Source organism: Streptomyces spongiae (assembly GCF_009377185.1).
GTDB lineage: Bacteria > Actinomycetota > Actinomycetes > Streptomycetales > Streptomycetaceae > Streptomyces > Streptomyces spongiae.
Map to the genome: position 1 here is coordinate 1 of NZ_VJZC01000434.1, position 8,584 is coordinate 8,584.

Genomic DNA, 8,584 nt, shown 5'->3' on the forward strand with positions numbered 1-8,584 from the left:
CCGCCCTGCTGCTGGGAGGCGGAGTTGTCGGTCTGTGCCTTGCCCTGGGTGAAGGAGCCGTCGACCTTGGTGACGTTCAGGCTCAGCGCGCCCACCGCGGAGGCAACACCCTTCTGCTCGCCCACCTTCGTGACCAGCGACGACTTCAGGGTCTGCCCGCCCTGGGTCATCACCCGGTCCGAGCTCTGCTGCTCGTCCTCGTCCGAGCCGGCGTCGAACTCGAACCGGGGCCCGTTCTGCTGGTCGTCCCCGGAGGGCGCCTCGCGGGCCTTGGTGACCGTCATGTCGGTGCCGAGTCCGTAGAGCGACTTCAGGACCTTGTCCTGTGCCTGCTGCATACCGGCCGACACCGAGTTGACGGTGATGACCAGTGCGATTCCGAGCGCCAGACCCATGGCGACGAGCAGGGCCGCCTTCTTGCGCCGGCTCAGCTCGCGCTTGAGATAGATGCCAAACATCCCGTTCCTCGAAAGGTTCTTGGCGCCCGCTGTGGGCGCTGCCACAAGCTAGGGAAGAACCTTTGAGGGCACATAAGGAAAGAGTGTGCGCGAGCTGAGAAATCGGCGTCCGAAATCAGATTTCCATAAGACAGTCCATTCTCAGGCAGTCGAGGGCGTACTGCCAGGAAACCCCTGTTGGGTGACGTCCCGGACGGTGTTGCCGGGCCCGCCGCTGTGGCCACCCCGGCGGAGTTCCGCTTTTCTTTGCCCTTTCTGTGACTCGGCCATGACCCGGCTTTTGCCATGCCTTTGTCGGTGACCATGGATCGCCTTGTACGGTTCCCCGAATGCGCGCAACCTCATCGCATCCCCCGAGTGCCGCCGGCCCGCGTACCGCCCAGGTGTCCCGGCGCGCCGCCCTCGGCCTCGGTCTCGCCGCGGCCCTGCCCATGGTGGCGGCCGGGCCCGCCTCGGCCGCGGTCGCCATCGGCGGCGAACGGCTCGCCCGCGACGGCGTCCAGGTGCGCGGCGCCTCCAGGCCGCCCGCCGTCACGGCCCGCGCCTGGCTGGTGGCCGACCAGGAGAGCGGTGAGGTGCTCGCCTCCTACCGTGCCCATGAGCGCCTGGCTCCCGCCTCCACGCTGAAGATGCTCTTCGCGGACACCGTTCTGGCCAAGTTCCGGCGCACCGCGACGCACACGGTGACCGCCGCGGACCTCGCCGACATCCCGGCGGGCTCCAGTCTCGTCGGCATCCAGGCCGGCCTCACGTACACCGTCGAACAGCTGTGGCAGGGCGTGTTCCTCCGTTCGGGCAACGACGCGGTGCATGTGCTGAGCCACATGAACGGCGGCGTCGCCCGGACGGTCGCCCAGATGCAGGCCAGGGCCAAGGACCTCCAGGCCCTGGACACCCACGTGGTCAGCCCCGACGGCTTCGACCACGAGGGGCAGCTGTCGTCGGCGTACGACCTGACGCTCTTCGCCCGCCAGGGGCTGCGGAACGCCGACTTCCGTGCCTACTGCTCCACGAAGACGGCCGACTTCCCGGCCGGCGGCAGGAAGACCTTCCAGATCCAGAACACCGACCGCCTGCTGACGGGCGCGTGGGGGATGCCCACGTACGACGGTCTGATCGGCGTCAAGAACGGTTACACCACCGACGCGGGCAACACCTTCACCGGCGCCGCCACCCGCGACGGCCGCACCCTCCTCGTCACCGTCCTGCATCCGAAGCCCGCCGGGAACGGTGTGTACGAGGAGACGGCCGCGCTGCTCGACTGGGGCTTCCGGGCGGCCGGACGTGCCCAGCCGGTCGGCACACTGGTCAAGCCGGTGAGCGAGGGCGGGACCACAGGAGCGGCTACGGGCGAGTCCACGGGCGCGCCCACGCGGAAGGCGGCGAAAGAGGCGGGGGCCGGCGCTCCGGGCGCCGCCGATCCCTCACCGTGGCGACTGGCGGAGGGCGCCGCGGGAACCGCCGCCCTGCTGGCGGCCGGGGTGTACGCGCTGCGCAACCGCACCCGCACCCGCAGCCGCGGTAGTGGCGAAGAAGTGGTCCGGGCAGCCGGTCGGCACCGGCGCTGAACCGCGGGCCGACCGCCGGTTTTGGCGCGGTCGTTCCACGGTCCGGTGCTTCCTCGCGGTCCCACGCGAGATCCACCCCCATACGGACCATGGAACGACCGCCGCCATCCCCCTCGGTGTGGACTGCGGAAGCCTCGTGCTCCAAGTGTGAAGCTTTGGTGGAGGAGTGTTGAGCATAAGCCCACCAGGTGTCCAAACGGTACGGAGTTTTACATTCCACTTGTGTGGGTTCCGCCGCTCGGAGTGACGCGGTGTGGGGCGGAGTGACGCGGTGTGGGGCGGAGTGAAGCGCCTACCCCCGGCCCACGTACGGCATCGTCGTAGCCAGGACCGTCGCGAACTGGACGTTCGCCTCCAGTGGCAGTTCCGCCATGTGCCGTACCGTGCGCGCCACGTCGGCCACGTCCATCACGGGCTCGGCCGCGAGCTGCCCGTTCGCCTGGGGCACCCCCCGCTGCATCTTTTCGGTCATGTCGGTCGCCGCGTTGCCGATGTCGATCTGGCCGACGGCGATGCGGTACGGCCGGCCGTCCAGTGACAGCGACTTGGTGAGGCCCGTCAGGGCGTGCTTGGTCGTCGTGTAGGCGACCGAGTGAGGGCGGGGCGCGTGCGCCGAGATCGAGCCGTTGTTGATGATCCGGCCGCCCTGCGGGTCCTGCTCCTTCATCTGCCGGTACGCCGCCTGGGCGCACAGGAACGCCCCGTTCAGGTTGGTGTCCACCACGTGCCGCCAGGCCGCGTGGTCCAGCTCCTCGACGGGCACCCCGCCCGGCCCGAACGTCCCCGCGTTGTTGAAGAGCAGGTCGAGCCGCCCGAACCGGTCGTGTGCGGCGGCGAAGAGGGCGGCCACGTCATCGGGCCGTGAGACGTCGGTGCGGACGACGAGTGCCTCGGGGTGACCGGCCGCGGTCTCGGCCAGCTTCTCCTCCCGGCGGCCCGCGAGCACCACTGACCAGCCCGTCCGCAGAAGTTCCTCCGCCACGGCACGACCGATGCCGGAGCCCGCGCCTGTCACGATCGCGATCTTCGTTTGAGTAATCTTCATGAAATCGCAGCGTAAGCGAGGGTCCGCCATGCGGAACTCACCTGTCCGACATCTGACTGTTGTGTACGTGACAGGCGGTCGTTGACCCTGGCCACTCCAATGCCTCGTACAACTACCGTCAGGGGAGGGCCAGATGACACCCGCAGCCCATCAGCCACCGCACACCCCCTCGCAGTCCGACACCTCGCGGCACGACCACGAACTCCGTGCCGCGGCGCGTCACCTGGGGCGCCGCCGCTTCCTCACCGTCACCGGTGCCGCCGCCGCGCTCGCCTTCGCCACCAACCTGCCCACCGCCGGTGTGGCGAGCGCCGCCGAACTCGACGCGGCCCAGATCACCGAGAACCCGTTCACCCTCGGCGTGGCCTCCGGCGACCCGCTCTCCGACTCCGTGCTCCTGTGGACGCGGCTCGCCCCGTCGCCGTACCAGGCCGACAGCGGACTGCCCGCCGAACGGGTCACCGTGCGCTGGGAGCTCGCCCACGACGAGCGCTTCCGACGCGTCGTCAGACGCGGCACCACCACCGCCCACCCCGAGTTCCACCACGCCGTGCACGTCGAGATCGGGTTCCTGGAGCCCGGACGCGTGTACTACTACCGCTTCCGCGTGGGCGACTGGATCAGCGAGACGGGCCGTACGCGCACCGCGCCGAACCGCTACGGCAGCGCGGCCCCGCTCGCCTTCGCGGCCGTCTCCTGCCAGGCGTACCACGACGGCTACTACACCGCGTACCGCCACCTGGCGGCGGACGACGTCGACGTCGTCTTCCACCTCGGTGACTACCTCTACGAGTACGCGGTGAACTCCGTCGGCGGAAACCGCAGGTACACCGACCGCACGCTGCCCGCCGTCTTCAACCGCGAGACGATCACCCTGGAGGACTACCGCCTGCGGTACGCCCTCTACAAGACCGACCCCGACCTGCGGGCCGCCCAGGCCGCGCACCCCTTCGTCGTCACCTGGGACGACCACGAGACCGAGAACAACTACGCCGGTGACGTCGACGAGAACGGCAACCCGCCCGAGGAGTTCCTGCTGCGCCGCGCCGCCGCGTACCGCGCGTACTGGGAGAACCAGCCGCTGCGCCGCCCGCAGCGCCCCGACGGCCCCGACATGAAGCTCTACCGCCGCCTGCAGTGGGGCAGCCTGGCGCAGTTCGACATCCTCGACACCCGCCAGTACCGCGACGACCAGGCCAACGGTGACGGCTGGCAGCCCCGTACCCCGGAGTCCGAGGACCCCTCGCGCACCCTGACCGGCGCCACCCAGGAGCGCTGGCTGCTGGACGGCTGGCAGAAATCGCGGGCCGTGTGGAACGTCGTCCCGCAGCAGGTCACCTTCTCCCAGCGCCGCAGCACCACCGGTAGCAACTACACGGTCTCGATGGACTCCTGGGACGGCTACCCGGGCTCGCGCGAGCGGCTGCTGGCGGGCGCCGAGGCGGCCGGCGTGGAGAACCTGGTGGTCCTGACGGGTGACGTGCACGTCGGCTACGCCTTCGACATCAAGCGCGACTTCGACGACCGCTCCTCCCGGACGGTCGGCACCGAGATCGTCGCCACGTCCATCACCAGCGGCGGCAACGGCTCGGACAAGCCCGCCAACTGGGACACGTACATGGCGGCCAACCCGCACATGAAGTTCTACAACGGGCGGCGCGGATACGTGACCGTCGCCCTCGACCCCGACGCCGCACGGGCCGACTTCAAGACCCTGACCGCGGTGACCACCCCGGGGGCGGCGCTCACCACGGTCGCGTCCTTCGTGACGGAGGCGGGGGACCCGGGGCTCAAGCCGGCGTAGCCACCGGCTCGGCCTCCTCCCGGCCACTGCGGGGGCCGTCCTCGCCCGGGTAGCGGACGCCGACGCGGTCCCGTATCGCGTCGAGCGTCCGCATCACGGCGAGGGTGCCCTCCAGAGGGACCAGGGGAGACTCGGTCTCGTCGGCGCGGAGGGCGCGCATGACCTCGCGGGCCTCGTGCTTGAGGCTGTTGCGGGGGCCCGCGGAAGGGTCGGCGTGGAAGGTCTCCGGGTCGCGGCCGTCGCGGTGCAGCACGAAGTGGTCCGGGAAGAAGAAGCCGCCCGGAACGTCGATACGGCCCTGCGAGCCCGTGACCGACGCCGACGTGGACGTACCGCCGACGATGGAGCAGTGCACCGAGGCGAGAGCACCGCTCTCCCACAAGAGCAGCGCACCCGTCTGCAGATCGACGCCCTCGTCGGAGAGCACCGCTCGCGCCGTCACGTCCGAGGGCTCCCCGAGCAGCAACTGGGCGAAGGAGACCGGATAGACACCGAGGTCCAGCAGCGCGCCGCCCCCCTGCGCCGGGTCGCGCAGCCGGTGCGAGGGCGGGAACGGACCCGCCAGCCCGAAGTCCGCCTGCACGGTGCGGACGTCACCGATCACCCCGTCGCGCACCATGCCGGCCAGGCGCCGGACCAGCGGATTGCAGTACATCCACATGGCCTCCATCAGGAAGCTGCCGCGCTCCTTCGCCAGCGCGACCAGTTCCCCTGCCTCCCGCGCGTTCAGCGTGAACGCCTTCTCGCACAGCACGTTCCGCCCGGCCTCCAGGCACATCCCGGCGGCGGCCCGGTGCGCGGAGTGGGGCGTGGCGACGTACACCACATCCACGTCCTCGTCCTCGGCGAGGGCGCCCCACTCGCCGTATGCCCGCGCTATCCCGAACCGCTCCGCGAACGCCTTCGCCGACTCGGTGCTCCGCGAGGCCACCGCCACGACCTCGGCGTCCGGCAGGTCCACCAGGTCGGCGGTGAACGCCGCGGCGATCCCTCCGGTCGCCAGGACTCCCCATCGCACCGGTTGGCCGGCCATGTCCCACCCCTTGATCTGTGACCCCGAACATCGCGTTCGAACTGAGAGCATAGGTGCGGACCGAACGGAGAGGGAGGGGCACATGCCCGAGCGTGGCCGTACCACGCGGGACCAGGAAGGCCCGGAGGGGCGCATACCGACCACGGCGGTGGTGGAACCGGCAGGGGGCACGACCGGAGCCGCAGCGACGGCCGCAGCCACAGCGGCAGCCGCAGGCACGGTCGCAGCCACGGCCGGGAAGCCCCCGCCGCCGTCGAGCGGACCGGACCGTGGCGCCCTCCGCCGCACCGGGCTCCTCGTCACCCTCCTCCTCGGCGGTCTCACCGCCACGCCCCCGCTGGCCATGGACATGTACCTCCCGTCCCTGCCGGAGGTCACGGGCTCCCTGCACGCGCCCGCCACGACCGTCCAGCTCACCCTCACCGCCTGCCTCGCCGGCATGGCGCTGGGCCAGCTGGTCGTCGGCCCGATGAGCGACCGCTGGGGGCGCAGACGGCCCCTCCTCGCCGGACTGGCCGTCTACATCGTCGCCACCGCGCTGTGCGCCCTCGCGCCCACCGTGGAGTTCCTCATCGCCTTCCGGCTCCTCCAGGGCCTCGCGGGGGCGGCCGGGATCGTGATCGCGCGGGCGGTGGTCCGCGACCTGTACGACGGTGTGGCGATGGCCCGCTTCTTCTCGACCCTCATGCTGATCTCCGGGGTGGCGCCGATCGTCGCGCCGCTGATCGGCGGTCAGATCCTGCGGGTCACGGACTGGCGGGGCGTGTTCGTCCTCCTCATCTTCCTCGGGCTCGCGCTGACGGCCCTCGTGTGGTGGCGGCTCCCCGAGACCCTGGCCCCCGCCGAACGGCACAAGGGAGGCGTGGGCGAAGCCCTGCGCGCGATGCGCGGCCTGCTCGCCGACCGGGTCTTCACCGGCTACACGCTCGCGGGCGGCTTCGCGTTCGCCGCGCTGTTCGCGTACATCAGCGCGTCCCCCTTCGTGATCCAGGAGATCTACGGCGCCTCCCCGCAGACGTTCAGCCTGCTCTTCGGCGTCAACTCGATCGGCCTGGTGATCGCGGGCCAGATCAACGGCAAGGTCCTGGTCGGCCGCGTCGGCCTGGACAGGGTGCTGGCGACGGGCCTGACGATCATCACGCTGGCCGCGGTCGCGCTGCTGCTGATGGCGACGGGGACCTTCGGCGAGGTGGGGCTCTGGCCCATGGCGGCGGGGCTGTTCGTCCTCATGACCGCGATGGGCATCACCCTGCCCAACACCCAGGCCCTCGCGCTGATGCGCGTACGGCACGCGGCCGGTTCGGCGTCCGCGCTGCTCGGCACGTCCACGTTCCTCATCGGCGCGATCGCCTCGCCGCTCGTCGGGATCGCGGGCGAGGACACCGCCGTCCCGATGGCCGTCGTCCAACTGGCGGCCGTACTGGTGGCCGTCGCCTGTTTCGTGGCACTCTGCCGCCCCTGGACCACACGAGCAGCCGAGAACCTGGGGGAAGAACGCTGAGCGCCCCGAGACTGCGGGACGGCACACCGGAACGGGCCGGGCTGGACCCCGGCCAACTGCGCCACCTCGTCGACGAGATCCGGGCCTGCACGGAAGGGCCGGAAGGGCCTGAAGGGCCGCTGGACGGGGGAGCGCGCCCCTGGGCGGCGGGCGCCGTCGTGATCGCGGGGCGCGGCCCTGTCGTCGCGGTGGAGGAGGCGACGGGCTGGGCGGTGCGGTACGCGTCGTACGACGAGAAGCGGGAAACGGCGGTGGAGCTCCCGCCCGAGGACCGCGTCCCTGCGACCGTGGACACCCCCTTCGACCTGGCCTCCCTCACCAAGCTGTTCACGGCGGTCGCGGCGGTCCAGCAACTGGAGCGGGGCACCCTCGGGATCGACGCGCTGGTGGGGGCGTACCTGCCGGACTACACGGGCGCGGCCGAGCACGGTGTGACCGTACGCCAGCTCCTCACCCACACGTCGGGTCTGCGTCCCGAACTCCCGCTGTACGACTGCCCGACGGACGAGGCCCGCCTGGCGATGCTGCGCGCGGAGACGCCGACGACGCGGCCGGGGACCATGTACCGCTACTCGGACCTGAACATGCTCCTGCTGCAACACGTTCTGGAGCGCCTCACAGGCCGGGGCCTCGACGTCCTGATCCGGGACGGCATCACACGCCCCTTAGGCATGACGTCAACGGCCTTCGGCCCGTGCCCCGGCGCGGCGGCCACGGAGGACCAGCGCCGTCCGTGGGCGAAGACGGACCGCGGCATGCTCCGTGGCGAGGTCCACGACGAGAACGCCTGGGCCCTCGGCGGGGTCGCGGGCCACGCGGGCCTGTTCTCCACGGCCCGGGACCTGGCGGTCTTCTGCCGCGCGCTGCTCTCGGGCGGGTCGTACGGGCCCGCCCGCATCCTCGGCCCCGACCTCGTCGAACTCATGCTCACCCCACCGGGGCTGGGCCTCGCACTCGACCAGCCGTGGTTCATGGGCGAGCTGGCGGGACGCGGGGCGGCGGGCCACACGGGCTTCACGGGAACGTCGCTGGTCCTGGACCCGGCCACGGACACCTTCCTCGTCCTGCTGGCGAACACGGTGCATCCGCGCCGCCCCACGCGTCCCGACAACCGGGTGAGGGCACGGGCGGGGACACGGATGGCGCGGGCGGTTCAGGGGGCCTGAGGGCGAGCC

Annotated in this window: 6 protein-coding genes and 1 pseudogene; 4 read left to right on the plus strand and 3 right to left on the minus strand. The window is 71.3% G+C overall.

The window, feature by feature from the left end:
- Positions 1-458, minus strand: a pseudogene (locus tag FNH08_RS37185) (ABC transporter permease); the annotation flags it as partial.
- 329 nt (positions 459-787) lie between these two features.
- Between FNH08_RS37185 and FNH08_RS37190 the strand changes: the two are divergent.
- Positions 788-2,026: a D-alanyl-D-alanine carboxypeptidase family protein gene (locus FNH08_RS37190; protein ID WP_152775938.1), complete on the plus strand. Its 1,239-nt coding sequence runs from the start codon at positions 788-790 to the stop codon at positions 2,024-2,026.
- 292 nt (positions 2,027-2,318) lie between these two features.
- Here FNH08_RS37190 and FNH08_RS37195 read toward each other — a convergent pair whose 3' ends face one another.
- Positions 2,319-3,071, minus strand: a complete 753-nt coding sequence (locus FNH08_RS37195; protein ID WP_152775939.1) for an SDR family oxidoreductase — start codon at positions 3,069-3,071, stop codon at positions 2,319-2,321.
- 133 nt (positions 3,072-3,204) lie between these two features.
- Between FNH08_RS37195 and FNH08_RS37200 the strand changes: the two genes are divergently transcribed.
- On the plus strand, positions 3,205-4,875 hold the full coding sequence (locus FNH08_RS37200; protein WP_152775940.1) for an alkaline phosphatase D family protein: 1,671 nt from the start codon (positions 3,205-3,207) through the stop codon (positions 4,873-4,875).
- Here the strand turns inward: FNH08_RS37200 and FNH08_RS37205 are convergent.
- On the minus strand, positions 4,862-5,908 hold the full coding sequence (locus FNH08_RS37205) for a Gfo/Idh/MocA family protein (RefSeq protein ID WP_152775941.1): 1,047 nt from the start codon (positions 5,906-5,908) through the stop codon (positions 4,862-4,864). The two genes, FNH08_RS37200 and FNH08_RS37205, sit on opposite strands and share 14 nt — an antisense overlap.
- An 82-nt stretch (positions 5,909-5,990) precedes the next feature.
- Here FNH08_RS37205 and FNH08_RS37210 point away from each other — a divergent pair, with 82 nt between their 5' ends.
- Together FNH08_RS37210 and FNH08_RS37215 are read left to right on the plus strand one after the other, a co-directional pair.
- Positions 5,991-7,409 carry a multidrug effflux MFS transporter gene (locus tag FNH08_RS37210; protein WP_152775942.1) on the plus strand — a complete coding sequence of 473 codons (1,419 nt, stop codon included), beginning with the start codon at positions 5,991-5,993 and terminating at the stop codon, positions 7,407-7,409.
- On the plus strand, positions 7,358-8,575 hold the full coding sequence (locus FNH08_RS37215; RefSeq protein ID WP_407704525.1) for a serine hydrolase domain-containing protein: 1,218 nt from the start codon (positions 7,358-7,360) through the stop codon (positions 8,573-8,575). Before FNH08_RS37210 ends, FNH08_RS37215 begins: the two co-directional genes overlap by 52 nt.
- Positions 8,576-8,584: the final 9 nt, after the last annotated feature.

Coding starts and splice junctions, on each gene's coding strand:
- FNH08_RS37200 (WP_152775940.1), top strand. CDS start 3,205: ATGACACCCGCAGCCCATCAGCCACCGCACACCCCCTCGCAGTCCGAC.
- FNH08_RS37190 (WP_152775938.1), top strand. CDS start 788: ATGCGCGCAACCTCATCGCATCCCCCGAGTGCCGCCGGCCCGCGTACC.
- FNH08_RS37210 (WP_152775942.1), top strand. CDS start 5,991: ATGCCCGAGCGTGGCCGTACCACGCGGGACCAGGAAGGCCCGGAGGGG.
- FNH08_RS37195 (WP_152775939.1), bottom strand. CDS start 3,071: ATGAAGATTACTCAAACGAAGATCGCGATCGTGACAGGCGCGGGCTCC.
- FNH08_RS37205 (WP_152775941.1), bottom strand. CDS start 5,908: ATGGCCGGCCAACCGGTGCGATGGGGAGTCCTGGCGACCGGAGGGATC.